Annotated in this window: 20 protein-coding genes and 1 riboswitch; of the genes, 17 read left to right on the top strand and 3 right to left on the bottom strand. The window is 66.1% G+C overall.

The window, feature by feature from the left end; translation table 11 throughout:
* Window positions 1-570: 570 nt before the first annotated feature.
* The 17 genes from BJF92_RS14200 to BJF92_RS14120 all read left to right on the top strand — a co-directional run bounded on the left by BJF92_RS14200 (window position 571) and on the right by BJF92_RS14120 (window position 20,756).
* Window positions 571-1,053: a hypothetical protein gene (locus BJF92_RS14200; protein WP_075635393.1), complete on the top strand. Its 483-nt coding sequence runs from the start codon at window positions 571-573 to the stop codon at window positions 1,051-1,053.
* Between the two features lie 127 nt (window positions 1,054-1,180).
* A complete protein-coding gene (locus BJF92_RS14195) occupies window positions 1,181-2,809 on the top strand; it encodes a thiamine pyrophosphate-binding protein (RefSeq protein ID WP_075635392.1) in 1,629 nt (542 codons plus the stop codon).
* Window positions 2,793-3,938 carry an OpgC family protein gene (locus BJF92_RS14190; RefSeq protein ID WP_075635391.1) on the top strand — a complete coding sequence of 382 codons (1,146 nt, stop codon included), beginning with the start codon at window positions 2,793-2,795 and terminating at the stop codon, window positions 3,936-3,938. Before BJF92_RS14195 ends, BJF92_RS14190 begins: the two co-directional genes overlap by 17 nt.
* Before the next feature lie 7 nt (window positions 3,939-3,945).
* Entirely contained in the window at window positions 3,946-5,181 is a 1,236-nt protein-coding gene (locus BJF92_RS14185) for a CaiB/BaiF CoA transferase family protein (RefSeq protein ID WP_075635390.1), read from the top strand.
* A gap of 283 nt (window positions 5,182-5,464) precedes the next feature.
* Window positions 5,465-5,596, top strand: a riboswitch (TPP riboswitch).
* Between the two features lie 104 nt (window positions 5,597-5,700).
* Window positions 5,701-7,509 carry a phosphomethylpyrimidine synthase ThiC gene (thiC, locus tag BJF92_RS14180; protein ID WP_075635389.1) on the top strand — a complete coding sequence of 603 codons (1,809 nt, stop codon included), beginning with the start codon at window positions 5,701-5,703 and terminating at the stop codon, window positions 7,507-7,509.
* Window positions 7,509-8,552, top strand: coding sequence for a glycine oxidase ThiO (thiO, locus tag BJF92_RS14175; protein WP_075635388.1), 1,044 nt, complete (start codon window positions 7,509-7,511; stop codon window positions 8,550-8,552). Before thiC ends, thiO begins: the two co-directional genes overlap by 1 nt.
* Window positions 8,549-8,746 (top strand): sulfur carrier protein ThiS, encoded by a 198-nt coding sequence (gene thiS / locus BJF92_RS14170; RefSeq protein ID WP_075635387.1) that lies wholly within the window; start codon window positions 8,549-8,551, stop codon window positions 8,744-8,746. Before thiO ends, thiS begins: the two co-directional genes overlap by 4 nt.
* A gap of 4 nt (window positions 8,747-8,750) precedes the next feature.
* Window positions 8,751-9,584 (top strand): thiazole synthase, encoded by an 834-nt coding sequence (locus BJF92_RS14165; protein ID WP_075635386.1) that lies wholly within the window; start codon window positions 8,751-8,753, stop codon window positions 9,582-9,584.
* Window positions 9,581-10,222, top strand: coding sequence for a thiamine phosphate synthase (locus tag BJF92_RS14160; protein ID WP_075635385.1), 642 nt, complete (start codon window positions 9,581-9,583; stop codon window positions 10,220-10,222). Before BJF92_RS14165 ends, BJF92_RS14160 begins: the two co-directional genes overlap by 4 nt.
* Window positions 10,215-11,060 carry a hydroxymethylpyrimidine/phosphomethylpyrimidine kinase gene (locus BJF92_RS14155; RefSeq protein WP_075635384.1) on the top strand — a complete coding sequence of 282 codons (846 nt, stop codon included), beginning with the start codon at window positions 10,215-10,217 and terminating at the stop codon, window positions 11,058-11,060. The genes BJF92_RS14160 and BJF92_RS14155 overlap by 8 nt, the downstream gene beginning before the upstream one ends.
* A 417-nt stretch (window positions 11,061-11,477) precedes the next feature.
* Complete coding sequence (locus BJF92_RS14150) at window positions 11,478-13,289, top strand: sensor histidine kinase (RefSeq protein ID WP_075635383.1); 1,812 nt, start codon at window positions 11,478-11,480, stop codon at window positions 13,287-13,289.
* Window positions 13,286-14,641 carry a sigma-54-dependent transcriptional regulator gene (locus tag BJF92_RS14145; protein ID WP_075635382.1) on the top strand — a complete coding sequence of 452 codons (1,356 nt, stop codon included), beginning with the start codon at window positions 13,286-13,288 and terminating at the stop codon, window positions 14,639-14,641. The genes BJF92_RS14150 and BJF92_RS14145 overlap by 4 nt, the downstream gene beginning before the upstream one ends.
* Before the next feature lie 202 nt (window positions 14,642-14,843).
* Complete coding sequence (locus BJF92_RS14140; RefSeq protein ID WP_075635381.1) at window positions 14,844-15,842, top strand: TerC family protein; 999 nt, start codon at window positions 14,844-14,846, stop codon at window positions 15,840-15,842.
* Between the two features lie 200 nt (window positions 15,843-16,042).
* Window positions 16,043-17,020: a tripartite tricarboxylate transporter substrate-binding protein gene (locus BJF92_RS14135; protein WP_075635380.1), complete on the top strand. Its 978-nt coding sequence runs from the start codon at window positions 16,043-16,045 to the stop codon at window positions 17,018-17,020.
* 395 nt (window positions 17,021-17,415) lie between these two features.
* Window positions 17,416-17,877, top strand: coding sequence for a tripartite tricarboxylate transporter TctB family protein (locus BJF92_RS14130; RefSeq protein WP_075635379.1), 462 nt, complete (start codon window positions 17,416-17,418; stop codon window positions 17,875-17,877).
* 12 nt (window positions 17,878-17,889) lie between these two features.
* Entirely contained in the window at window positions 17,890-19,395 is a 1,506-nt protein-coding gene (locus BJF92_RS14125) for a tripartite tricarboxylate transporter permease (protein WP_075635378.1), read from the top strand.
* A gap of 377 nt (window positions 19,396-19,772) precedes the next feature.
* Window positions 19,773-20,756, top strand: a complete 984-nt coding sequence (locus BJF92_RS14120) for a substrate-binding domain-containing protein (RefSeq protein ID WP_075635377.1) — start codon at window positions 19,773-19,775, stop codon at window positions 20,754-20,756.
* A 199-nt stretch (window positions 20,757-20,955) separates the two neighbouring features.
* On the opposite strand, the gene BJF92_RS14115 is transcribed toward BJF92_RS14120, so the two are convergent.
* From BJF92_RS14115 to BJF92_RS14105, 3 genes are read right to left on the bottom strand one after another with little or no spacing between them, the layout of a single operon-like run.
* The gene (locus tag BJF92_RS14115) at window positions 20,956-22,224 is read right to left on the bottom strand and encodes an ABC transporter substrate-binding protein (protein ID WP_075635376.1); all 1,269 of its coding nucleotides are present in this window, start codon (window positions 22,222-22,224) and stop codon (window positions 20,956-20,958) included.
* Between the two features lie 56 nt (window positions 22,225-22,280).
* Window positions 22,281-23,126, bottom strand: a complete 846-nt coding sequence (locus BJF92_RS14110; protein WP_075635375.1) for a carbohydrate ABC transporter permease — start codon at window positions 23,124-23,126, stop codon at window positions 22,281-22,283.
* Entirely contained in the window at window positions 23,123-23,983 is an 861-nt protein-coding gene (locus BJF92_RS14105; protein WP_245294771.1) for a carbohydrate ABC transporter permease, read from the bottom strand. The genes BJF92_RS14110 and BJF92_RS14105 overlap by 4 nt, the downstream gene beginning before the upstream one ends.
* Window positions 23,984-24,018 lie beyond the last annotated feature (35 nt).

The following is a 24,018-nucleotide window of genomic DNA, read 5'->3' as shown; positions in this document are numbered from 1 at the left end:
CGAGGAGAAGACGCTCTCAACTTTCGCCAGGGCATCGAGCCTTCGCCGCGATCCCTCAAAAAAATCGGACGGCTGTAACGAACCGGCCTGCCTCCCCGTAGAGCTTCGTATCAGGCGGCGATGCTCATCCGCCTGAGCGCATCGGACCGACGGCTGCAAACCCGTCTTCGGATAAAACCGATGCATGTACGAGAATTTCGACCATCGGACGGATGTCGGTTTTCAGTCCGATGTTTTGACGGAAGCAGGATGCTGGCGGGGGCGGGCATGGCGGAGAAAATAACGGATTGGCGTCAGCGCTCCGCTCGGCGGCCATGTGGCGGTATTGTCATGTGGCCATGCGGGCGTGCCGGCGCCCACTCTGCTCGCCGCCCGCCCATTCGATGGCTTGTGCAAGTCCTTATCCGCGCTGCGCCCCGTATTGCCTCGGTGGAAGGCGTCAGCGGAGAGCCGATGCCGCTCCTCTGCCGCCGGTCCATCCCTTCCGCTCCCCGCGCATGACCTGAACCCCCGACCTGGCGCCGGCCGAAGCCCGGCAATCACAGGTCAACTCCAAGAAGGACAGTTCCGATGACCATGATCGACATGCCCAAGACCAGCGTCTTCCCGCAGATTCAGCATGGCCTGATCCGCACGATCCTCGTGGCCGGCCTTGCCGCCGATGTCACCTGGGAGGTTTGGGCGCGCCTCATCACGCCGCTTCTGGTCGGCGGTCCGCTGGAGCCGGCGGCGCTGGTCCAGTCCGTTTTCGGCTTCGACAGCCTGCTGCTGGCGGAAGCCATTCATGCCATTGTCGGCATCGTCTTCTATCCGATCGGCTATCTGTTCATTGCCCGGCCGCTTCAGCGGCTGATCTTCCCCGCGCTGCCCCTGCTTCTGACGGGCATCGGCTTCGGCATCGGCCTCTGGGTCTTTGCCCTCTATGTCATGGCGCATCTGATTGCCGGTCTGCCGGCCTTCCTCGGCTTCATCGCTTTGACCTGGGCCTCGCTGTTCGGCCATATTCTCTTCGGCGTCGTCGTTGCCTTCGTCGTGCGGCTTATGGAGCGTTGAAGGCGAAGCCTTGCCTCACGAAGAACCTTCACGGACCTGCGCGTGACAGCGCAGGTCATTGCCCGATCATGCCTCGCCCCATCCGCCCGAAAAGACACCATCCGCCAGAAAGAATGGCCAGGACACGATGACTGAGTTTCTCAAGAGCCGGCGCGTTGCTGACATCGTCGCCAGCACGCTTCACGCCCATCGGGCCCGCCATGCCTTCGGCGTGCCGGGCGGCGAGGTGGTGACGCTGATCGATGCCTTGCAGCAGGCCGGCATTCCCTTTCATCTGGCGCGCCACGAGACTTCGGCCGCGCTGATGGCGGCTGGCGCAAGCGCGATCAGCGGCGGCCCGGAGCTTCTGGTGACCACCGTCGGGCCCGGCCTGGCCAATGCGGTCAACGGCATTGCCGATGCCGCCCAGGAGCATGTGCCGCTGGTGGTTCTCTCCGGCGTGGTCGACCGCGCGACCCGGGCGCGCTACACCCATCAGGTTATCGATCATGCGCGGCTGTTGCGCCCGCTGGTCAAGGCCTCCTTCGAGATCGAGCCGGAAAGTGCGGGCGCGACCGTCGCCCGCGCGCTGGCACTCGCCATGGCCGAGCCGATGGGGCCGGTGCATCTCGATCTTTCGCCAGCCGTTGCCGCGATGATGGTTGCGGACGCGCCCATTCCCGCGCCGCCGGCCCGTTTCGCGCCGCTTGCCACCAGCGCCGACCCCGCTATCCGCCTGCTGGCCGAGCGGCTTGCCGGCGCCGAGCGCCCGCTGGTCATTGCCGGCCTTGCCGCCGCGCGCAGCGGCGCCGGCCCGGCTCTGCGCCATCTCGCGGAGACCCTCGGCGCACCCGTCATCACCACCTACAAGGCGAAGGGCCTTCTGCCCGAGGACCATCCTCTGTCTCTCGGATCGGCCGGTCTTTCGCCGCTGGCCGACGGCATCCTCCTGCCGCTGGTGCGCGACGCCGATCTTGTGCTCTGCCTCGGCTATGATCCGATCGAAATGCGCCTGGGCTGGCTGGATTTCGTGACCGATCCGACGCGGCTGGTGGAGGTGGCCCCGGTCGCGATTGACCATGGCATGCACCATGCCGGCACCCAGGTCTCAGGCGATCCGGCCCATATTCTGGAGGCGCTTTCCGGCCTCCTGCCCCTGCGCCGCAGCTGGCCAGGCGGCGCGCCGGACGCGGCGCGGGCAGCGCTGCGCCGCGCTTTTGCGACCGCGGCGGACTGGGGTCCGCATGCGATCGTCGAGCATCTGAACGCAACGGCCGGGGAAGACGGGCTGGTGACGGTCGACAGCGGCGCGCACCGCATTCTCCTGTCGCAGAAATGGGAAGCAGCGCGGCCCTTGTCGCTGCTGCAATCGGCCGGGTTCTGCACGATGAATGCAGCCTTGCCGCTGGCTATCGGCGCCCAGGTCGCCGATCCCGCGCGCCGCGTCTTCGCGGTGATGGGCGATGGCGGCCTCGAAATGGGGATCGGCGAGCTGGCCACCGTGCGCGATCTCGGCCTGCCGCTGACCATCATCGTCTTTCAGGACAGAAGCCTGGCGCTGATCGCGATGAAACAGGCCTCCGCCGGCCTGGCGCCGGCCGGCGTGGCGCTCGGCGAAACCGATTTTGCCACCATCGCCCGCGGTTTCGGCGGCGATGGGATCACTGTGGAGAGCATGGATGCGTTCCGTTACGCGCTTGAAGCAAGCCGCCACCGCCCCGGTTTCAGCCTTATCGCCTGCCGCTTCGACGCCAGCGCCTATGACGGCGCCTTCTGAGGCACGGCAGGAGCCGCAGGCGCCGGCGCGCGCGGGAAAGCGCCCGCGCGATCCGCGTCTCGACGTGTTCCGCGGCCTTGGCATGCTGATCATCCTCATCGCGCATATTCCCGATGATGGCTGGGCCCTGTGGATTCCCGCGCGCTTCGGCTTTTCCGACGCCACGGAAATGTTTGTGTTCCAGTCCGGCGTCGCCTCGGCGATCGCCTTCGGCGCGGCCTATGACCGCCACGGCGCCATTGCCCTGATCGCCAGGGTCGCCCGGCGCATCTGGCAGATCTTCTGGGCGCATATCGCCGTCTTCGTCGTCGTGGCGGCGCTGATGGTGATCGCCGGAACCCGCTATGACGGCGTGACCTATGTCGACAGCCTGAACCTCGTGCCCTTCCTGGAAAATCCCGGGCCCTTGCTCGTCGGCCTGCTGACGCTCACCTATGTGCCGAACTATTTCGACATCCTGCCAATGTATATCGTCATCCTGGCGCTGATGCCGGTGATGATCCTGTCCGCCCGGCTCTGGCGACCTCTACCGCTTCTGCTGATGGCAGTCCTCTGGCTCGCCGCGCAAGGCGGGCTGACGCATCTGCCGGCCGAGCCCTGGTCGGACCGGCCCTGGTTCTTCGATCCCTTCGGCTGGCAATTGCTGTTCTTCATCGGCTTCTTCATGAAGCGGGGGGTGCTGCCTGTTCCAGGCTATGACCGCCGGCTGATGGGGCTCGCCTGCGTCCTCGTGCTCGTCACCGTGCCCTTCGCCTGGGTCCGGTTTCACGAGGCGCATCCTGTGTTCCAGCAGGCCGCCGACTGGCTCGCGCCGCTGACGGACAAGAGCGACTTCGGCATCTTGCGTCTCGTTCATTTCCTGGCGCTGGCTTACATCGTCGTCCATCTGGCCGGGGAGCGGGGCGCGCGGCTGCGCGGGCCCGGCGCCCGCCTGCTCGCCGTGGTGGGTCAGCAATCGCTCGCCGTCTTCATCACCGGCATGGTGATCGCCCAGCCGATCGGCGTGGCGCTCGATCTGGCCGGGCGCACCGCATCGGCCGAAGTGGCGGGCAATCTGTTCGGGATCGCCACGCTCATCGCGACGGCCTATTTCGTGCGCTGGTTCAAAACCTCTCCCTTGCTCGCCTGAGGCCTTCATGACCGACGACTGCAACGCCACCAGCCTCGAGGGGCTGCGCATCCTCGACCTCTCCCGGATCCTCGCCGGGCCGACCGCGACCCAGCTTCTGGCCGATCTCGGCGCCGAGGTGATCAAGGTCGAGCGCCCCGCCGCGGGTGACGACACGCGCGGCTGGGGCCCGCCCTTCCTGACGGGCAAGGACGGGGCGGACAGCGATCTCAGCGCCTATTTCCTGGCGGCCAACCGCAACAAGAAGTCGATCGCCATCGACCTTTCGAGCGCGGAGGGTGTCGAACTCGTCAGGCGGCTGGCGGCGACCTGCGACGTCATCGTTGAAAACTACAAACCCGGCGACCTTGCCCGGCGCGGGCTCGGCTATGAGGCGATCCGCGCGGTGAAGCCGGAGATCATCTGGTGCTCGATTTCCGGCTTCGGCCAGACGGGTCCTTTTGCCGATCGCACCGGCTATGATTTCCTGATCCAGGCGATGGGCGGCATCATGAGCATAACAGGCGAGAGCGACCGCGACGGCGGACGGCCGCTCAAGGTCGGCGTCGGCATTGCCGATGTAATGTGCGGCATGTATGCGACGGTCGGCATCCTGGCGGCGCTGCGCCACCGCGACCGGACGGGCGAGGGCCAGTCCATCGATCTCGCCCTCTATGACAGCCAGCTCGCCTGGCTGGTCAATGCGGCCACGAATCATCTGGTCTCCGGCCGCAGGCCCGGCCGGATCGGCAACCGCCATCCCAATATCGCCCCCTACCAGACCTTTGCCACCGCTGACGGCGAGATCGCCATTGCCGTCGGCAACGACCAGCAATTCATCCGCTTCGCCGCCGCCATCGGCCTTGCACACCTGGCGGACGACGAGCGCTTTGCCCGCAACCGCGACCGTGTGGTCAACATCGATGCGCTGGAGCGGATCGTGACCGAGGCCCTGCGCGATGATACGGCTGAAAGCTGGGAGCAGCGCCTCGTGACGGCCGAGATTCCCGCAGGCCGGGTGGCGACTATCGACCAGGTCATGGCCCATCCACACACGCTGGCGCGGGACATGGTCGTCGAGATGCAGGCGCCGGATGGCCAGGCCGTCCGTCTCCTGGGCAACCCTTTGAAGATGTCGGCGACGCCCGTGCGTTTCGAGCGTGCGCCACCCCATCTCGACCAGGACCGCGAGGCCGTGCTGCAGGAGCTGTTGGAGATCGAGCGCGGGCACCGCGCTGCGACGGCTGATAGGAAATCCGGTTGATCGCTTCGCGCTCTCCGGAGCGTCTTGGCAGAGGCACAAAGCCTTCGTTTCGTCGTGCGCGGGCTTTGCCCGAGCATCCATGATCACAGCGGTAATCGTTTTTAAAAATTGACATTCGCGACAAGCCCGAGGATGGCGGCCGAGAAATTTCGCGCTTTGTCAGAGGTCTGATCGAGCGCCCTTGAGAATCCTCTCATGAGCTGCTTGAGCCGACGAACCTTCGCGTCGTGCCCCAATGCTCCACCCGGCCTTGACGTGACCGTCAAGCCGGCTTTACACTTGGCGCATTCACCAGGGGTGTCCCGCAAGGGGCTGAGATTCTGCTGGGCTTTCCCCGATGAAGGGCAAGCAGCGCGGTGACCCGTTGAACCTGATCCAGTTCATACTGGCGTAGGGACGGTGCGAGCGCTGTGGGCGGGCCTTCTTTCAGGAGGGCGCAGATTTGTCATCCCTAGGCGTTTTTCCATCATTCCGGCTGACGTGACTGGGTCTCCAACCTTAAAAACTTGGAGCTCCACGATGAATATCGCCCCGCAATTTCCCCGGCCCGAAGTGACCACCGGCGCGCTGCCGGCCTCCACCAAGATCTTCGTTCCCGGCGAGATCCACCCTGAGATCCGCGTGCCGCTGCGCCAGATCGCGCTGCATCCGACCTCGGGTGAGCCGCCTGTAAATGTCTACGACGCCTCCGGCCCCTATACCGATCCGGCCGCCACCATCGCCATCGACCAGGGCCTGGCGCAGCTGCGCCGCGACTGGATCCTGGCACGCGGCGACGTCGAGGCCTATGAGGGGCGGATGGTGAAGCCGGAGGACAATGGCTTCGTCACCGGCGAGCGGCTGACGCCGGAATTCCCCGTGCGCCACCAGCCGCTGCGCGCCCGTGACGGCAAGGCGGTGACGCAGCTGGCCTATGCCCGCGCCGGCATCATCACGCCGGAAATGGAATTCATCGCCATCCGCGAGAATCTCGGCCGCAAGGCCGCCAAGGAGGCGCTGGCGCGCGACGGCGAAAGTTTTGGCGCGCATATCCCCGATTTCGTCACGCCGGAATTCGTCCGCCAGGAAGTGGCCGCCGGCCGCGCCATCATCCCCGCCAATATCAACCATCCCGAAAGCGAGCCGATGATCATCGGCCGGAACTTCCTGGTGAAGATCAACGCCAATATCGGCAATTCCGCCGTCACCTCTTCGATGGCCGAGGAAGTCGAGAAGATGGTCTGGGCGATCCGCTGGGGCGCGGATACGGTCATGGATCTCTCCACCGGCCGCAACATCCACAATATCCGCGACTGGATCCTGCGCAATTCGCCGGTGCCGATCGGCACCGTGCCGCTCTACCAGGCGCTGGAGAAGGTCAACGGCATTGCCGAGGACCTGACCTGGGAGGTCTTCCGCGACACGCTGATCGAGCAGGCAGAGCAGGGTGTGGATTACTTCACCATCCATGCCGGCGTCCGGCTCGCCTATATCCCGCTCACCGTCAGCCGTGTGACCGGCATCGTCTCGCGCGGCGGGTCGATCATGGCCAAGTGGTGTCTGCATCATCACAGGGAGAGCTTCCTGTACGAGCATTTCGAGGAGATCTGCGACATCTGCCGCGCCTATGACGTGTCCTTCTCGCTGGGCGACGGCCTGCGTCCCGGCTCGATCGCGGACGCCAATGATCGCGCGCAATTCGCCGAGCTGGAAACGCTGGGCGAGCTGACGCAGATCGCCTGGGCGAAGGATTGCCAGGTGATGATCGAGGGCCCCGGCCATGTTCCCATGCACAAGATCAAGGAGAACATGGACAAGCAGCTGAAGACCTGCGGCGAGGCGCCCTTCTACACGCTGGGGCCGCTGACCACCGACATCGCGCCCGGCTATGACCACATCACCTCGGGCATCGGCGCGGCGATGATCGGCTGGTTCGGCACGGCCATGCTCTGCTATGTCACGCCGAAGGAACATCTGGGCCTGCCGGATCGCGACGACGTCAAGGTCGGCGTCATCACCTACAAGATCGCCGCGCATGCCGCCGATCTCGCCAAGGGCCATCCGGCCGCACAGCTGCGCGACGACGCGCTGTCGCGCGCGCGCTTCGAATTCCGCTGGGAGGACCAGTTCAACCTCTCGCTCGATCCGGAAACGGCGCGGTCCTTCCATGACGAAACCCTGCCGAAGGAGGCGCACAAGGTGGCGCATTTCTGCTCCATGTGCGGGCCGAAATTCTGCTCCATGCGCATCTCCCACGATATCCGCGCCGAGGCGCAGAAGGAGGGCATGGAGGCCATGGCGGCGAAATATCGCGAGGGCGGCGACCTCTATATGAAGGTCGGCGACTGATGCGCATTCTGGTCAAGGGCGCGGGCGTCGGCGGTCTCGCCGCCGCCTTCGCGCTCCACCGCGCCGGCCATCAGGTCACCGTCTGCGAGAAGGCGGCGGATTTTTCCGCCGCCGCCTCCTGGCTCGCCGGTGGCATGCTGGCGCCCTATTGCGAGCGGGAAAGCGCGCCGGAGCGCGTGCTGGCGGACGGGCTCGGCGCTGCCGACTGGTGGGCGCAGGCGGTGCCCGGCTCGGTCACCCGCGCGGGCACGCTGGTGGTGGCGCCCGCGCGCGACGAGGGCGAGCTGGAGCGTTTCGCCCGGCGCACGCGTGGGTTCGAATGGCTGGATGCCGAGGGCGTGGCGGCCCTGGAACCAGCGCTCGCCGGCCGCTTCCGCCGTGGCCTGTTCTTCCGGGAGGAAGCCCATCTCGATCCGCGCAGGACGCTCCTTGCCCTGCGCGACCGGCTGGTGGCGGAAGGTGCTGTCATTCGCTTCGGGATGGAGGTCGGCGAGGCCGGCCTTTCGCCTGCTTCCCACGACTGCGTTGTGGACTGCACCGGCGCGGCCGCGCGTGGGCGTCTGCCGGGCTTGCGCGCCGTGCGCGGCGAGATGCTGATGCTGGAAACGCCCGAAGTCACCCTGTCACGCCCGGTGCGCCTCCTGCATCCGCGCCATCCGCTCTATGTGGTGCCGCGCGCCGGCGGGCGCTTCATGGTGGGCGCGACGATGATCGAGAGCGAGACGCAAGGGCTCGTCAGCGCCCGCTCGGTCATGGAGCTTCTCAACGCCGCCTATGCCTTGCATCCCGCCTTTGGAGAGGCGCATCTGGCCGAGACCGGCGCCGGCTTGCGTCCGGCCTTTGCCGACAATCTGCCGGCGATCACCGGGGAGGGCGGGCAGTTTCAGATCAACGGCTTTTATCGCCACGGCTTCCTGCTGGCACCGTCGATCGCCGAAGCGCTGGCCGCGCGCCTCGCCAAAACGCCCGCGCCCGCAACGCTGGCGCCCGAAACGTCTGGGCCCGAAAAGCTTGGGCATTTTCTTCAGGGAGAGGTCGCATGAGACTGATCGTCAATGGCGAGGCCGAGAGCCTCGAGGTCGCCACGCTCACCGAGCTTCTGTCGCGGCTTGATTACGAAGGCGACTGGCTGGCCACCGCCGTCAATGGCGAGCTGGTGCACCGCGAGGAGAGGGCCATCTTCGCGCTCACCGAGGGCGACCGGATCGAGATCCTGTCACCCATGCAGGGAGGTTGAGGTCATGGTGTCGCTCTACGGAACCGAGATCGCCTCGCGCCTGCTGCTCGGCACCGCGCGCTATCCCTCGCCGGCGATCCTGGAGGAGGCCGTGCGCCGCTCCGCCACCGGCATCGTCACCGTCTCGCTGCGCCGGGAGATGGCGGGCGTCAAGAAGGACGGCGACCGTAACAGGGGCGGGGCCTTCTTCGAGATGATCCGCGCGCTCGGCGTGCGCGTGCTGCCCAACACCGCCGGCTGCCATTCGGTTGAGGAAGCGGTGCTGACGGCGAAGATGGCGCGCGAGGTCTTTTCCACCGACTGGATCAAGCTGGAGGTGATTGGCCATCACGACAGCCTGCAGCCGGATGTCTTCGCGCTGGTGGAGGCCGCGCGCATCCTCATTGCCGAAGGCTTCCAGGTCTTCCCCTATACGACGGAGGATCTGGTGGTCGGCGAGAAACTGCTCGCCGCCGGCTGCAAGGTGCTGATGCCCTGGTGCGCGCCGATCGGCTCGGCCATGGGGCCGGTCAATCCCGCAGCACTCCGGGCCTATCGCGCCGCTTTCCCCGAGGTGCCGCTGATCGTCGATGCCGGCATCGGCCGTCCCTCTCATGCCACGGCGGTGATGGAGCTCGGCTATGACGCCGTGCTGCTCAACACGGCGGTTTCGGGCGCCGGCGATCCGGCCGCCATGGCGGAAGCCTTCGGCCAGGCGATCGCCGCCGGGCGCATGGCCTATCTCGCCGATCCGCTTAGCCCCCGCGACATGGCCGTGCCCTCGACGCCCGTCATCGGCAAGGCCGTGTTCGACCTGCCGCCCGATCTCCCCGCTTCGACCGGAAGGGCCGTGGCATGAGGCTCGATCCCTTCTATCTCATCGTCGACAGCGCCGATTGGATCGACCGGCTGATCCCGCTCGGGGTCAGGCTGGTGCAGTTGCGCATCAAGGATCGCAGCGAGGCCGAGATCGCGGCCGAGATCCGCCGAGCCAAGGCGACCTGCGCCGCCCATGGCGCCACGCTGGTGATCAATGATTACTGGCGGCTGGCGATCGAAGAGGGCTGCGACTGGCTGCATCTGGGGCAGGAGGATCTCGCCGAAGCCGACCTTTCCGCCATCCGCGCCGCCGGGCTGAAGCTTGGCCTCTCCACCCATGATCCGGCCGAGCTTTCGACGGCGCTCTCCGCCCGGCCCGATTATGTCGCGCTCGGCCCGGTCTATCCCACCATCCTCAAGGCCATGCGCTGGGCGCCGCAGGGGCTGGAGAGGATCGCCGAGTGGAGGGCCGAAGCCGGCACCGTGCCGCTGGTGGCGATCGGCGGCCTCACGGTCGAGCGGCTGCCCGGGGTCTTCGCCCAAGGCGCCGACAGCGCCGCCGTGGTGACCGACATCACCCGCAACGCCAATCCCGAGAGACGGACGCTGGAATGGATCGCGGCGACGCAGCCTTATCGCGCCAAGGCTCCGCATTCCGAGCCCGAACATCATGGCTGAGGCGGCTGGCGGCGTGGCAGGCGCACCGCAACTGCGCCCGCGCGTGCTTGTCGTGGCCGGCACGGATTCCTCCGGCGGCGCCGGCATCGCGCGGGATGTGGAGACGCTGGCGGCCTTCCGCGTTTCGGCCAGTCTGGCGGTGACCGCCGTCACCGCGCAGACCCATGCCGAGGTGCGCGCGGTCGAGATCCTAAAGCCCGCACTGGTGGCGGCGCAGATGCGCACGGCCTTGGAAGCAGGGCCGATCGGGGCCGTGAAGATCGGCATGCTGGCCACGGCCGACACCGTCGCCGCCGTGGCGGAATGCCTGGAGGACTGGCCGGATCTGCCTGTGGTGCTCGATCCCGTCATCGCCAGCTCTTCCGGCCGGCCGCTGATCAGCGAGGAGGGCATCGCCCTCCTGCTCGCCCGGCTTCTCCCGCGCGCGGCGCTGGTCACCCCCAATCTCCCTGAAATCTCGATCCTCGCCGACGCGCTGCCGGGAACGCCCGACCCGGCGCGGGCAGGGCTGGACCCAGACGATGCCGCCGCCCGCCTCCTCGCGCAGGGCTGCCGCGCGCTGCTGATCAAGGGCGGGCATGCGGAGGGCCGCGAGGCGGTGGACCGGCTCCTGCGTCCCGGTGTCAAGCCCCTGATTTTCCGTGCGCCCCGCCACGCCGGAAGCATGAGGGGAACCGGCTGCATGCTCGCGAGCGCCATTGCTGCGGGCCTTGCCAGCGGGCAGGATTTGCCCATGGCGATCGCTGCGGGCAAGGCGTATCTTTCCGCCCGCTTTGCCGAGGCCGGGGAGCAAAGCCTCCTGCATAGCTTTTCCGGGCAATCCGTTCCTGCCCTTTAAAAAGGCAGGGCCTTGCGAGCCCCGCGCAAAATGCATGGCTGCACTGCAGCAAAATGGGTTGGCACAATCCTGCTAAATCGATTATATCTTTGTTCATCGAAACGTTGCTTCCTCCTCCCGCGACGCTTCGATCTGTCGATGACCCTCTCCTCCTCCCATGGGTTCGTCGGCCCGAACAGCGGCCGCTCTCCTCCTCCCAGGGCCGCCTGTTCCCCCTTTGGAAAGCCTGCCGCACCTCCTCCCGCGGCAGGCTTTTCTGGTTTTAAGGCCCCCGCTTTTCCGTTGCGTGCTTCCTGGCTGCTTATGCGGCATGCGCATGAACAGAGCCGGCCACTTCCTCTCCCCATCAACCTCCCGGCATTTCCTGCGATCCCGCTTGGAAAAGCGACCGCTCATGCTTATCCTTGGCCGTGGAGGATGAGGAGGAGAAGCGGGTTGCTGCAGCGGACACGCCGCAGTCTCCTGGCGCTGTGCGTCACGGGGCTGGTCACCATTGCCGTTGTCTGGATCGCCACGCCGATCCTGAAGCGCAGCTTCATGGACGAGGCCGCCTCGCAGGCGGCGAGCGCGCTGCGGCTTGCCGTTGCGGCGCTGAACGGCCATCTCAAGCGCTACGAGGCGCTGCCGGCGCTGATCGCCGATCACGACGACATCCAGGATCTGCTCGCCGATCCCGGCAATCCAGAACTCCGGCAAACGGCCGATCTCTATCTCAAGGCGATCAACGCGCTTTTGAAATCCTCCGAGATCTACGTCATGAAGCCGGATGGCGAGACCATCGCCGCATCCAATTTCGACACGCCGACCAGCTTTGTCGGCGAGAATTTCAGCTATCGGCCCTATTTCCAGCAGGCGATCGCCGGACAGACCGCGCGCTTCTATGCGCTGGGCACCACCTCGGCCAAACGCGGCTATTACTTCTCCGCCCCCGTCCGGATCGCGGGCGCGATCCGTGGCGCCATTGTCTTCAAGGTCGATGTCGACCTGATCGAGGCCAGCTGGCGCGACAGCGATTACAAGATCTTCGTCTCCGATCCCGAAGGCATCATCTTCATGAGCGGCAATCCGGACTGGCTCTATGCGAGCCTCGTGCCGCTCACCCCGGATCGCCTGGCGCGTACCGCCGCCTCGCGCCGCTATGCCGACAAGCTGCCGCACACACTGCCGGTGACGCGCAGCCGCGTGGAAGGCCATGATATCCTGACGATGCCGGGCCCCGCCGGCGCGACGCGCGATTATCTGCTCCTGTCCGAAGCGGTGGAGGACGCCGGCTGGACCGTCAATGTGCTCACCGACACGGCCTCGGCGGTCAATCAGTGGCGCACCGCGCTGGCGGCCATCGTCCTGTCGATCTGCTTCGCCGCTCTGGTCTTCTTCGTCCTGATCCAGCGCAAGGCCCGGCGCGACGAGCGCATGCTGATGGACATCCAGGCCAAGGCGGAGCTGGAGCGCCGCGTGGCCGAGCGCACGGCCGATCTCGCTTATGTCAACCGCAAGCTGCGCGACACCCAGTCCGACCTGATCCAGGCCGCCAAGCTCGCCGGCCTCGGCCAGATGTCGGCCGCGCTCTCGCATGAGTTCAACCAGCCGCTCGCCGCCGTGCGCAACTATGCCGAAAGCGCCGAGCTCCTGATCTCCCGCGACCGGCTGCCCGAGGCGCGCGACAATCTCGCCCGCATCGGCAAGCTGGTGGACCGCATGGCCTCGCTCAGCCAGCACCTGCGCAACTTCGCCCGCAAGCCCAATGAGCGGCTCGACCCCGTGTCGCTCGACGCCGTTCTGGAGGATACGCTGGAGATCGTGCGCCCGCGGCTTGCCACGGCGCGCGCCACCGTCACCGTGGATCTGGGCGAACCGGCACCGGTGGTGCTGGCCGGGCCGATCCGCCTGCAGCAGGTGCTGGTCAATATCGTGACCAATGCCGCCGATGCGGTGGAGGAGAAGGACGACCGGCGCATCACGCTGACGGCGCGGCGCGCGCAAGACAATGCGGTGATCGAGATCCGCGACCGCGGCGACGGCGTCTCGCCGGCCATTGCCGCGCGCATTTTCGATCCCTTTTTCACCACCAAGGGCGTGGGCAAGGGGCTGGGCCTCGGCCTGTCGATTTCCTATAATATCGTCAAGGACTTCGGCGGCGATCTCACCGTCGCCAACCATGCCGAGGGCGGAGCCGTGTTTTCCATCGTCATTCCGCTGGCCGTGCCGCAGAAGGAGGCCGCCCAATGAGCACCCTGTCTGTTCTCCTTGTCGATGACGAGGAGGAACTGCGCCGCTCCACCGCCCAGGCGCTGGAGCTTTCGGACTACCGCGTCGAGGCGCTGGCCCAGGCCGAGGATGCCCTGAGCCGCATCACCTATGGCTTTCGCGGCGTGGTGGTCACCGATATCCGCATGCGGGGCATGGACGGGCTGACGCTGATGCAGCGCATCCGCGAGATCGACCACGAGATCCCCGTGATCCTCATCACCGGCCATGGCGAGGTGCAGCTGGCGGTCAAGGCCATGCGCGAAGGCGCCTATGACTTTCTCGAAAAGCCCTTCTCGCTGCAGACGCTGGCCGGTATCGTCAACCGCGCGCTGGACCGGCGCAGCCTGGTGCTGGAAAACCGGCGCCTGCGCTCCGTTGCCGGCAAGGACGACGATCTCGAAGCGCGCATGCCGGGCCGCACGCCCGTCATCATCGACCTGCGCTACCGGCTGCGCGCCATCGGCGCCACCGATGCCGATACGCTTGTTATCGGCGAGACGGGGGCGGGCAAGGAGGTCGCCGCCCGCGCGCTGCATGATCTCAGCGCTCGCGCCGGCCGGCCCTTCCTCGTCATCAACTGCGCGGCGCTGCCGAGCGGGCTGATCGAGAGCGAGCTGTTCGGCCATGAGGCCGGCGCCTTTCCCGGCGCGTTGCGCGCGCGCTACGGCAAGTTCGAGCATGGGCGCGGCGGCACCATCGTGCTGGACGAGATCGCCTCCCTGCCGGTGGAGCTGCAGGCCCGCTTCCTGCGCGTGCTGCAGGAGCGCACCATCACGCGGCTCGGCTCCAATGAAGTCGTGCCGCTCGACGTGCGCTTCATCGCCACCAGCAAGACCGATCTGGAGGTGGAGGTGGCGACAGGGCGCTTCCGGGCGGATCTGTTCTACAGGCTCAATGTCGTCACCGTGCGCGTGCCGGCGCTCGCTCAGCGCCAGGCGGATATTCCGCTGCTGTTTCTCCAGCTGGTGCGCGAGGCGGCCGCGCGCTACGGCCGCGAGGATATCAGCGTTCCGCCCGAAGTGCTGGTCGATCTCGGCCAGCGCGACTGGCCGGGCAATGTGCGCGAATTGCGCAACGCCGCCGACCGCTTCGTGCTCGGCCTCGACCTGCCCGGCACAGGGACCATTGCCGCCGAGGAGAAGGAAACCCTGCGCCTTGCTGACCGCGTGGCCGCCTATGAGCGGCGCATCATCGCCGGCGCCATCGCCGCCCATGGCGGCAGTCTGCGCCCGGTCTACGAGCAGCTCGGCATTTCCCGCAAGACGCTCTACGAGAAGATGCAGAAGCTCAGCCTCGACAAGCGCCTGCTCTCGGGCGACGGCGAGGATTAGAGCGGCGGGCCGAAAACCAGCACATCACCTGACGCTCACATGCATGTGAACGCAAGGGCTTATGCCCGTCGCTTGAAACCGCCGAGCCCCGCTTCTATCTCCCCGGTCAGCCCACCCCTGGTCCGGGCCCCTCTGGTATGGAGACGCCAGCGCTCCTGCGATGTCGGACCGTCAACGCTCACCGCGCTGGCAGGACATTGCTATGGACTTTGCATTTCTCTTCGTGGACTGGCTCGGAAAGCCGCTGTGGATGTGGCTCGGCTTCATGAGTCTCGTCATCGCGCTGCTCGCCTTCGACCTTGGCGTGCTGCACAAGGAAAACCGTGAGATCGAGGTCGGTGAGAGCCTCAAGCTTTCCGCCCTCTATATCACGCTCGGCCTCGCCTTCGGCGGCTGGGTCTGGTGGTATCTCGGCCCGGATGCCGGCATGAACTATGTGACCGGCTTCGTCGTCGAGAAGACGCTGGCGCTGGACAATGTCTTCGTCATCGCGCTGATATTCTCCTTCTTCGCCGTTCCCCGTCTTTATCAGCACCGCGTGCTCTTCTGGGGCATTCTCGGCGTCATCGTGCTGCGCGCGCTGATGATCGGCCTGGGTGCTGCGCTGGTGAACGAATTCTCCTGGGTGCTCTATCTCTTCGCCGGTTTCCTTGTCATCACCGGCATCAAGATGCTGTTCGTCGGCGATAAGGAGCCCGATCTCGCCAGCAATCCGCTGCTCGGCTTCCTGCGCCGCCGGCTCAACGTGACCGACGAGCACCATGGCGACAAGTTCTTCGTGCGCCTGCCGGACAGCAAGACCGGCCACAGCAAGACTGGCAAGAGCGTGCTGTTCGTCACGCCCCTGTTCCTGGCGCTGGTGCTGATCGAGATCGCCGATCTGGTCTTCGCCGTCGACTCGGTGCCGGCGATCTTCGCCATCACCACCGACCCGTTCATCGTCTACACCTCGAACATCTTCGCCATTCTCGGCCTGCGCGCACTCTATTTCGCGCTCGCGGCGATGATCCACCGCTTCCACTATCTCAAGCCCGCGCTCGCGGTGGTGCTGATCTTCATCGGCTCCAAGGTGTTTGCTGCCGACCTGCTGGGCATCGACAAGGTCCCGCCCGCCATCTCGCTCGGCGTCACCTTCGCCATCATCGCCAGCGGCGTGGTCTTCAGCCTGGTGAAGACGCGCAAGCCGCAGGCTGCGGAGTAAGCATCTCTTGGGTGGATTTCGACACATCGCTTCGGCGGATGGGGCGCAATCCACCCATGCTGCAGCGCAAAGCCGCTGATGGTAACCAGATTCTTGCGCGCGGCGAATTGCGCGCAAGGCCCCCGAGACCTCAAATCCTGACATCCACGTGCCGCATGGGAGGAGCCCTGACGGCCGGGTCAAGTCAGAGGGAGGTACTCATGACACTCTTCAAGTCGCTCTTTGCCGCCACCGCCATCGTCGCCAGCCTCGTGGCCGGCGCTGCGCAGGCCGACTATCCCGAGCGCAACATCACCATGATCGTTCCGTTCTCGGCCGGCGGCCCCACCGATACCGTGGCGCGCCTCGTGGCCGAATCCATGTCCAAGGATCTCGGCCAGCAGATCCTGATCGAAAATGTCGGCGGCGCCGGCGGCACGCTCGGCGCCGGCCGCGTGGCCAGCTCGAAGGCGGATGGCTACACCGTTCTGCTCCACCATATCGGCATGGCCACCAGCGCCACGCTCTACCGCAAGCTCGCCTATGATACGCTGAACTCCTTTGACTATGTCGGTCTCGTCACCGAGGTGCCCATGGCCATCGTCACGCGCAAGACCATGGAAGCCAAAGACCTCAAGGGCCTGATCGATTACGTCAAGGCCAACAAGGACAAGGTGACGGTGGCCAATGCCGGCATCGGCGCCGCCTCGCATCTGTGCGGCATGATGTTCATGAGCGCGATCGAGACGCCGCTGGTCACCGTGCCCTACAAGGGCACCGGCCCGGCCATGACCGACCTTCTCGGCGGCCAGGTCGATGTCATGTGCGACCAGACCACCAACACCACGAAGCAGATCCAGGGCGGCACCATCAAGGCCTATGCGGTCACCTCGCCCCAGCGCCTGGCGATCTTCCCGGATCTTCCGACCGCTGTCGAAGCCGGCCTGCCGGGCTTCGAGGTCGGCATCTGGCACGGCATCTACGCGCCCAAGGGCACGCCGGAAGCGGCCGTCAACAAGCTCTCCGCCGCCCTGCAGAAGGCGCTGAAGGATCCCAATGTCGTCAGCCGTTTCGCCGAGCTGGGCACCTTGCCCTCGCCCGAGGCCGATGCGACGCCTGCCGCGCTGAAGGCCAAGCTGGAAACCGAGGTGGCGCGCTGGAAGCCCATCATCCAGGGCGCTGGCCAGTACGCCGACTGACCCGCAGGCCGACTGACCCGGCAGCCCGCGCATACAAGCGCGCAGGGCTGCCGGAGCGCCTCGCCTTTCTTGCAGGCCCCCGTCATCAGGCGGGTCGCGCGGTAAAGGCAGGACAGCGAGAGCCGGCGGGAACGCAGGACAGCTCGGGCCATGGGCCTGGAGCATCGGACCGAAAAGTGGGAACCGGTTTTCGGAAATGCCCGATGTCCTAACGTGTCCGGCCGCCCCGCCTGCGATCCCCGCGTCATCGCTTAAATGAACGTCTGCCGCACAGTCTCAGGCGCCCGCCGTGGCGGGCCCCTTCAGCCATCCTTTCATCATCTGCCGATCTTTCCGTTCGTGCCGCAGCGTCTGGCCGTCCCGCCATCACGCCAGCGCTGCCCCAGGGGGAAACCATGACGTCATCACGCTTCGACAGGACCGACGCCTTGTGCGGCGGCCTGTTCATTGCCCTCGGCCTGTTTTTCGCCATCCAGTCGCTCGCGCTCGATCTGGGCACGACCTTCCGGATGGGGCCGGGCTACTTCCCGTTCGTCCTTGCCTGCATTCTCACTTTGCTCGGGCTGGTCATCCTGTTCCAGTCCTTCAACAAGCAAGGCGAGCCCTTCGGCAAACTGGCCTGGCGGGGCATCCTCTTCATCCTGCCGGCGCCGATCCTCTTCGGCATGACGGTGCAGGGGCTCGGCTTCGTTCCGGCGCTGTTCATCGCCTCCTTCGTCGCCTCCTTCGCCTCGCAGAAGCTCAATCCGCTGATGGCGCTGGCGCTGTCGGCGGCGATCACCGTCTTCTCCGTCGCCGTTTTCAGCTATGCGCTCGGCCTGCCATTCGAGCGCTTCGGCCCCTGGCTGCGGTTCTAGGAGGAAACATCCATGGATCTGTTCAACAATCTCGTCCTCGGTTTCGCCACCGCCGCCACGCCGGCCAACCTGCTCTTCTGCCTGATCGGGGTGCTGCTCGGCACGCTGATCGGCGTGCTGCCCGGCATCGGCGCCACGGCGACCATCGCCATGCTGCTGCCGATCACCTTCCAGCTGGAGCCGGTTTCCTCGCTGATCATGCTCGCCGGCATCTATTACGGCGCGCAATATGGCGGCTCGACCACGGCGATCCTGATCAACATGCCGGGCGAATCCTCCTCGGCGGTCACGGCGATTGACGGCTACCAGATGGCGCGCAAGGGCCGGGCGGGCGCCGCGCTCGCCATCGCCGCGCTCGGCTCCTTCTTCGCCGGCACGGTCTCCACCTTCCTGGTGGCGATCTTCGCCCCGCCGCTCACCGCCGTGGCGCTGGAATTCGGCGCGGCCGAATATTTCTCCCTGATGGTGGTCGGCCTCGTCTCCTCGATCGCGCTGGCCCATGGCTCGATCATCAAGGCGTTGGCCATGGTGGCGCTCGGCCTCCTGCTCGGTCTCGTCGGCACGGACATCTATACCGGTACGCCGCGCTTCACGCTGGGCATTACGGAATATGCCGACGGGCTGAACTTTGTGGCGCTTGCCGTCGGCGTCTTCGGCATCGCCGAGATCCTGCGCAATCTGGAAGGCGAGGTCAGCCGCACCGTTCTGATGAAGAAGGTCACCGGCCTGATGCCGACCAGGGACGATTTCCGCCAGATGGTCGGCCCGGTCCTGCGCGGCACCGGCATCGGCTCGGCGCTCGGCATCCTGCCCGGCGGCGGCGCCATTCTCGCGGCCTTTGCCTCCTATACGGTGGAAAAGAAGCTGTCGAAGCGGCCGGAAGAATTCGGCCATGGCGCGATCGCCGGCGTCGCCGGGCCGGAATCGGCCAACAATGCCGGGGCGCAGACCTCGTTCATCCCGCTTTTGACGCTCGGCATTCCCGCCAACCCGGTCATGGCGCTGATGGTCGGTGCCATGATCATCCAGGGCATCGTTCCCGGCCCGAATGTCGCCACCGAACAGCCGGCGCTGTTCTGGGGCATCATCGCGTCGATGTGGATCGGCAACCTGCTTCTGGTGGTGCTGAACCTGCCTTTGATCGGCATGTGGGTGAAGCTGCTGACCGTGCCCTACTACGTGCTGTTCCCGACGATCATGGCCTTCTGCGCCATCGGCGTCTACAGCGTCAACGGCAATGTCTACGACCTCTATGCCGTCGCCGGCTTCGGTCTGGCAGGCTATCTCCTGTCCAAGCTGCGCTGCGAGCCGGCGCCCCTGCTGCTCGGCTTCGTGCTCGGCCCACTGCTGGAAGAGAACCTGCGTCGCGCCATGATCCTGTCGCGCGGCGACCCGTCCACCTTCGTCACCCGCCCGATCAGCGCCGTCCTGCTGCTCATCGCGCTGGGCGTTTTGGTCGCGGTGTTCCTGCCCAGCGTCAGGGCCAAGCGCGAGACAGTGTTCCAGGAAGAGGACTGAGCAACGGAGCGAAAAGCGGGCGCTTTTCGGGAAAATCCGATGCAAAAACAAAAATCTAGAGCATCGTACTGAGGACTGTTTTCAGTCCGATGCTCTAGCCCGATGTCCTGACCGCGCCTTCCTCCCGGGCGCATGCGCCGCCCGTCGTCCGGCTCTCCTCCCAGAGCCCGGCGGCGGGCGGTCCTTTATGGAGCGGCCTGTCATAAAAGCGTCGCGGCCCATCGGGAAAACCGGCAAGGGGCGAGCTTCGCAGCCCCGGAGCTTCAGACTGAAACTCGTCCGCAGTCCGATGCTCTAGAATTTTGGTTTTGCATCGGACCGAAAACCGGTTCCCACTTTTCGGTCCGATGTTCTAAGCCCAACCGCGGGGAGGCGACATGACGACATTGCAGCAGGTGGCCGAGCGGGCCGGCTGCTCGCTGGCCAGCGCCAGCCGCGTGCTCGGCTGCAGCGGGCCGGTGAGCGAACAGATGGCGCGCCGGGTGCGCCGGGCCGCCGCCGAGCTTGGCTACCGACCCGAACGGCTTGCCGCCACCTCCCGCTCCACCCGCCGGCCGGTGGTCGGCATTCTCATTCCGAGCATCACCAATCCGGTTTTTGCCGCCTCGCTCTCGAGCATCGAGAACCGGATGCTGCTGTCCGGCCATGGCGTGCTGATCGCCCAGTCGCATTACGATCCCGAACGAGAGGTGAGCGCCGTCCATGCCTTGCTCAATGATCGGCCGACCGGCCTAATCCTGACACTGTGCGATCCGGAATCCAGCCGCGTGCTGGACCTGCCGCTGCCGCCGACCGTGCTTCTGAACAATCCGCCCACGCCGCGCCAGCCGGCGGCAGTGACCGTGCCCAACCGCGCGGCCGGTGCCACGCTGGCGGGCCATCTTCTCGATCTCGGCCATCGCCGCATCCTGTTCGTCTCGGGCAATTTCGCCGCGTCCGATCGCGCCCGGCTGCGCCATCAGGGCTATCTCGACGCCTTGGCCAGGCGCGGCGTCGCGCCGCTGCCGCCGATGCAGGTGCCCTTCATCGGCTCCTATGATCAGCTGGATCTGACCGCCATCCTGGCGCAGGAGGCGCCCACGGCGGTCATTGCCTCCAATGATCTTCTGGCCTTCGGCGTCATCGGCGCCCTCAGACGGCAGGGCCTCGGCGTGCCGCAGGATCTCTCCGTGGCCGGCTTCGACGGCATCGCCATTGGCCAGATGATGACCCCGGCGCTGACGACGATCGAGATGCCGGATGCCAGCATGGGCGCGGTGGCCGCCTCGCTCCTGCTCGACATGGCGGAAAACGCCGCCGTGGCGCGCCATCTGCAGCTCGCCTTCTCGCTGCGGGCAGGGGGCACGGCGCGGGCGGTGTGATGGCGCAGGCGCAAAGCCCGCCGCCTGGGGCGGCGGGCTTTGCGAAAGATCGAGAAGCGGATCGGCATCGACCCGCTTCCGCGCGCAAACAGGAGGCTTAGAGCATCAGACTGAAAATCGGACGCAGTCCGATGCTCTAATTTTTTGTTTTTGCATCGGATTTGTCCGAAAACCGGTTCCCACTTTTCGGTCCGATGCTCTAGCTGCGCGGCAGCAGGCGCTTGACCTCCTTGGCGGCATCGTCGAGCGCTTCCTGCGGGCCGGCGGACTGGTCGACCACGCGGGAGATGTTGTCGACGATGGTCTGGGTGACGCGCACGCCGTTGGAGCCGGGGAAGGCATACCAGGGGATCATGCGCGGCATCTGCGACAGGCCGGCCCGGAACAGCGGGTTCTGCTTGTAGAAATCGCCGAGATAGGCGGGCGAGGTGGCGGCCAGCTCGTTGTTGGGCACATAGCCCGTGCCGGGCACGACGACGGAGGCGCCATAGGGGCCGGCGGCAAACTTGGCGAATTTCCAGGCGGCGGCCTGCTTCTCGCCGTCATGGGTGAGGATGACCACGGCATTGCCGCCGGTCGGCAGCTTGCCGTTGACGGGGTCGAGCAGCGGGATCTGCGCCGTGCGCAGGTCGAACTTGCCGCCGACATTCTTGATGGTGTTGCGCAGCGCGCCGGTGGTCTGGAAGGCGAAGCCGACCTTGCCGGCGACGAAGGCCTGCTCGCCGGCGGCCTTGGTGAAGACCGGCATGCCGGCTTCCTTGACCATGCGGTCGATCACGGTCATGGCCTTCAGGCCTTCCGGCCCGTTGAAGGCGACCTTGCTTTCGTCCTCGCTCAGCATCCGGCCGCCGGCGCCGAACAGCAGGGCGGAGAACATCCAGTCATCGCCCTGCCAGCGGAAGTCGATAGAATCGACGCCATTGCCGAGCGCCTTGATCTTGGCGCCGAGCGCAATCACCTCGTCCCAGGTCTTGGGCGGGCTGTCGGGATTGCCGCCGGCGGCCTTCACCAGATCGGCATTGTAATACATGATCGGGTTGGAGGTGGCGAAGGCGAGGCCGACCTGCTTGCCATTGACCTGGGCGAGCTTGAGGATCGTGTCAGAGAAACCCTGATCCGCCATGCTCTGCTTGTCCTTGGCGATCATCGGCGCGAGATCGACGGGGATGCTGCGCTCCTCCGCCATGCGCAGGCGGTTCAGCGCGATGAAGGTCACGTCGGGCATCTCGGCCGTGCCGGCCTGGCGCATGATCGTCTGGATGCCTTCCTCGTAGGTGGGCGAGGGATTGGCGAACTGGACCTTGATGTCAGGATTTTCTTCCATGAACTTCTTCGAGATCGTGTCCATCACGTCCTTGAAGAAGCCGGGCATGGGGTAATGCACCGTCAGCACCGTATCGGCGCGGGCGGGCAGGGCGATGGCGAGCGTGACGGCCGCGGCCGACAGAAGCGTCTTGAGATTGAGCATGGCGAGGGTCCTTTGGGAGGGGGCTGTGGGACATGCGTTGCGGGAGAGGAAACCGGTCATCCCTTGAGACCGGTCATGGTGATGCCTTCGACGAAGCGCTTCTGCGCAAGCAGGAAGGCGGCAAGGAGCGGCAGGGTGATGATCAGCGTGGCGGCCATCAGCGCGCCGTAATCGTCCCCCGCTTCCGCCGCGCGGAAGAACAGGAGGCCGAGCGGCGGGGTGGCATAGGCCTGGTTCGAGACCACGATCAGCGGCCAGTAGAGATCGTTCCAATGCGCCACCACCGAGAAGATCGAGAAGGCGGTGATTGCCGGCCAGGCATTGGGCACGACCACGCGCATGACCACGCCGAGCTCCGACATCCCGTCCAGCCGGGCGGCATGGATCAGGTCGTCGGGCAGGGAGCGGAAGAACTGCAGGAACAGGAAGATGCCGAAGACCGAGATGCTGAAGGGCGCCACCAGGGCCATGTAGCTGTTGAGCAGGGCCATCCTGTCGAAGGCGACATAGATCGGCAAAGCCGTGGCGTGGATCGGCACCAGGAGCCCCAGCATGATCAGCGCCATCATCAGCCGCGCCGCGGGGAATTTCAGCTTGGCCAGCGCATAGGCACAGGGCACGGCGATGACGACCTGAATGGCAAGGATCAGCCCGCAGACGATGACGCCGTTCCACAGAAGCAGCGGCATGGAGACGCGGGAAAAGGCCTTGGCGAAATTCTCCAGGAAATGCGGCTCGCTCGGGATCAGGCTGAGCGAGGAGGTGAAGATCTCGCTCTGGGCCTTGCCCGCGGTCGAGATCATGAACAGATAGGGTGCGAGGAAGAGGGCGGCGGTGAGCACCAGCACGCAGAAGCGCAGCGCGCGGCCGGGGGTGATCGGGGCGAGTTGGAGTGCGGTCATCCGTAGTGAACCTCCCGGTCGAGGAGCCGGTACTGGGCGATCATCAGCACCACGAGAACGGCGAGGAAGACCATGGTCATGGCCGAGGCATAGCCGACGCGCAGATAGACGAAGCCTTCGCGGTAGATGGTGAAGAGCAGCACTTCGGAGGCCTTGTTCGGCCCGCCCTCGGTCAGCGTCTTCACGGTTTCGAACACCTTCACCGCATTGATGATGCTGATGGTGATGACGAAGAGCGTGGTCGGCCCGAGCATCGGCCAGGTGACGAGGAAGAAGCGGTCGCGTGCGGATTTCGCGCCGTCCACCTCCGCCGCGGCATAGAGGTCGCGCGGGATGGCGGTGAGGCCAGCGAGGAACAGCACCATGTTGAAGCCGACGCTCTGCCAGATGCCGATGATGGCGAGGCTGGTCAGCACCATGTCGGACGCGCCGAGCCAGTTCGGCCCCGCCACGCCAACAAGGCGCAGGGCGGCATTGATCGGCCCGATCGAGGGGTGGAACAGATATTGCCAGACCGTGGCCATGGCCACGAGCAACGAGGCGACCGGCAGGAAGAAGGCGGTGCGGAAGAACGACCGGCCGACTGGCTCGCTCTCGATCAGCAGTGCCAGCCCCAGGCCAAGCAGGAGCGAGACCGGCGCGACGATCGCGGTATAGACCGCCGTGTTGCGCAGCGAGGCAAGGAAGGTGCGGTCCGAAAACAGCTCGGCATAGTTTTCCAGGCCGACGAAGCGGAAGCTGCCATATCCCAGCTCGAAATCGGTGAAGCCCAGCACGAGCACGGCCAGCATCGGCGCGACGATGAAGACGAGGATCAGCAGGATCGCCGGCGCGGCGAGAAGAAGCCCGGTGCGCATCTGGCGCTCGGCCTCAAGATCGATCAGGACGACGG

It is taken from the genome of Xaviernesmea rhizosphaerae, assembly GCF_001938945.1.
Taxonomy (GTDB): domain Bacteria; phylum Pseudomonadota; class Alphaproteobacteria; order Rhizobiales; family Rhizobiaceae; genus Xaviernesmea; species Xaviernesmea rhizosphaerae.
This window is presented reverse-complemented; position numbering and strand designations above follow the sequence as displayed.

Bases quoted from the DNA above. Each gene is read 5' to 3' on its own strand.
- BJF92_RS14200 (WP_075635393.1), top strand. From the start codon at position 571: ATGACCATGATCGACATGCCCAAGACCAGCGTCTTCCCGCAGATTCAG.
- BJF92_RS14195 (WP_075635392.1), top strand. From the start codon at position 1,181: ATGACTGAGTTTCTCAAGAGCCGGCGCGTTGCTGACATCGTCGCCAGC.
- BJF92_RS14190 (WP_075635391.1), top strand. From the start codon at position 2,793: ATGACGGCGCCTTCTGAGGCACGGCAGGAGCCGCAGGCGCCGGCGCGC.
- BJF92_RS14185 (WP_075635390.1), top strand. From the start codon at position 3,946: ATGACCGACGACTGCAACGCCACCAGCCTCGAGGGGCTGCGCATCCTC.
- thiC (WP_075635389.1), top strand. From the start codon at position 5,701: ATGAATATCGCCCCGCAATTTCCCCGGCCCGAAGTGACCACCGGCGCG.
- thiO (WP_075635388.1), top strand. From the start codon at position 7,509: ATGCGCATTCTGGTCAAGGGCGCGGGCGTCGGCGGTCTCGCCGCCGCC.
- thiS (WP_075635387.1), top strand. From the start codon at position 8,549: ATGAGACTGATCGTCAATGGCGAGGCCGAGAGCCTCGAGGTCGCCACG.
- BJF92_RS14165 (WP_075635386.1), top strand. From the start codon at position 8,751: ATGGTGTCGCTCTACGGAACCGAGATCGCCTCGCGCCTGCTGCTCGGC.
- BJF92_RS14160 (WP_075635385.1), top strand. From the start codon at position 9,581: ATGAGGCTCGATCCCTTCTATCTCATCGTCGACAGCGCCGATTGGATC.
- BJF92_RS14155 (WP_075635384.1), top strand. From the start codon at position 10,215: ATGGCTGAGGCGGCTGGCGGCGTGGCAGGCGCACCGCAACTGCGCCCG.
- BJF92_RS14150 (WP_075635383.1), top strand. From the start codon at position 11,478: ATGAGGAGGAGAAGCGGGTTGCTGCAGCGGACACGCCGCAGTCTCCTG.
- BJF92_RS14145 (WP_075635382.1), top strand. From the start codon at position 13,286: ATGAGCACCCTGTCTGTTCTCCTTGTCGATGACGAGGAGGAACTGCGC.
- BJF92_RS14140 (WP_075635381.1), top strand. From the start codon at position 14,844: ATGGACTTTGCATTTCTCTTCGTGGACTGGCTCGGAAAGCCGCTGTGG.
- BJF92_RS14135 (WP_075635380.1), top strand. From the start codon at position 16,043: ATGACACTCTTCAAGTCGCTCTTTGCCGCCACCGCCATCGTCGCCAGC.
- BJF92_RS14130 (WP_075635379.1), top strand. From the start codon at position 17,416: ATGACGTCATCACGCTTCGACAGGACCGACGCCTTGTGCGGCGGCCTG.
- BJF92_RS14125 (WP_075635378.1), top strand. From the start codon at position 17,890: ATGGATCTGTTCAACAATCTCGTCCTCGGTTTCGCCACCGCCGCCACG.
- BJF92_RS14120 (WP_075635377.1), top strand. From the start codon at position 19,773: ATGACGACATTGCAGCAGGTGGCCGAGCGGGCCGGCTGCTCGCTGGCC.
- BJF92_RS14115 (WP_075635376.1), bottom strand. From the start codon at position 22,224: ATGCTCAATCTCAAGACGCTTCTGTCGGCCGCGGCCGTCACGCTCGCC.
- BJF92_RS14110 (WP_075635375.1), bottom strand. From the start codon at position 23,126: ATGACCGCACTCCAACTCGCCCCGATCACCCCCGGCCGCGCGCTGCGC.
- BJF92_RS14105 (WP_245294771.1), bottom strand. From the start codon at position 23,983: ATGCGCACCGGGCTTCTTCTCGCCGCGCCGGCGATCCTGCTGATCCTC.